This is a genomic window from Mycobacterium sp. TH-M106 (assembly GCF_057473765.1).
This window is the reverse complement of sequence record NZ_JBYCLE010000038.1, coordinates 1-1,221: the sequence shown is the minus strand read 5'-3', so window position 1 is coordinate 1,221 and position 1,221 is coordinate 1. Positions and strand designations below refer to the sequence as shown.

2 protein-coding genes are annotated in these 1,221 nt (G+C 67.5%); one reads left to right on the top strand and one right to left on the bottom strand.

The window, feature by feature from the left end; all coding sequences use genetic code 11:
• On the bottom strand, nt 1-679 hold a 679-nt coding region (locus AC2VOP_RS01230), incomplete at its 3' end, for a ferritin-like fold-containing protein (protein WP_486959271.1).
• Nucleotides 680-971: 292 nt separating this feature from the next.
• Between AC2VOP_RS01230 and AC2VOP_RS01225 the strand changes: the two genes are divergently transcribed.
• The coding region (locus AC2VOP_RS01225; protein ID WP_486959270.1) for a DEAD/DEAH box helicase at nt 972-1,221 on the top strand (250 nt) is incomplete at its 3' end.

Sequence of the window (1,221 nt, the reverse complement as noted above, 5' to 3'; positions counted from 1 at the left end):
GGTCGAAGAACCCGGCCAGGTGGGTCAGGCCGTCGGGCCCGGACATCACCAGGTCGACGAGTTCGTCGTGGTCGGCCAGCACGTACTGAGCCTGGGTAATCGCCTCACCGAGCAGCCGGCGAGCCCACAATGCCAGCCGGCTGCGCTGCCTGGCGCTGGCCGTCACCGCGGCACGCACCTCGGCGACGACGAACTGGGAGTGCTTGGTTTCGGCCAGCACCGCGCGTACCACGTCGGCCACTTCGTCCGGCATCCCGTCCGCGATCTCCAGGTAGAAGTCGGCGGCCAGCGCGTCGCCGACATAGGTCTTCACTAGGGCCTCCAGCCAGGTGCTGGGCATGGTCAGCCGGTGATAGCCGTCCAGCGCCGGGGTGTATTTCGCCATCGCCGCCACCACGTCGACCCCACGTCGCTCCAGGGCCTCACGCAACAGGTCGTAGTGCCCCATCTCGGCAGCGGCCATGCTGGCCATCGAGATCCGGCCCCCCAAGTCGGGTGCCATTCGCGCCTCGTCGGTGAGCCGGTAGAACGCCGCCACCTCACCGTAGGCGAGCAGCGCGAACAACTCGTTGACGCCCGGGTGGTCGGTGGACAGCCGCAGCTGCGATGCCTGCGGCGCGGCTGCCACCGGATCGGCGGGCAGGGACGAACTCAGGGGCGAACTCAGGGGCGAACTCATGGCCACACTGTAGAACGTGCCTGGGCGCCTGACGCGGCCGAAGGCAGGCAGCAGAGCACGGACAGGTAGTATCAGCGGCAGGCACTGCTTTTTCCGGGCTTGTCCCGGGCTTGTTCCGGGCCGGAATGGCTGCTGCCGAAGAAATGTGCGTGCACGCAATTGGGCCGCCTCCCCACGAGCGCAGGGCCCGCGAATCGGCTGCGTATTGACCGTCACAGCGTGTGCGCCCGAAACCGCGACGCGATCGACCTGATCGATACCGAGCCGACATCGAAAGGCACCCTTCACACGCATGACCCCGCTTATCTCGACCCCGCAATCCGCCCATTCCACGCACCCACTGACCTTTGCCGAGCTTGGCGTTCGAGACGAAATTGTGCGCGCGCTCGCCGACGACGGCATCGAGCACCCGTTCGCAATCCAGGAACTGACGTTGCCGCTCGCGCTCGGCGGCGACGACCTGATCGGCCAGGCCCGCACCGGCATGGGCAAGACCTTCGCGTTCGGCGTGCCGTTGCTGCAGCGCATCAGCACCGACACCA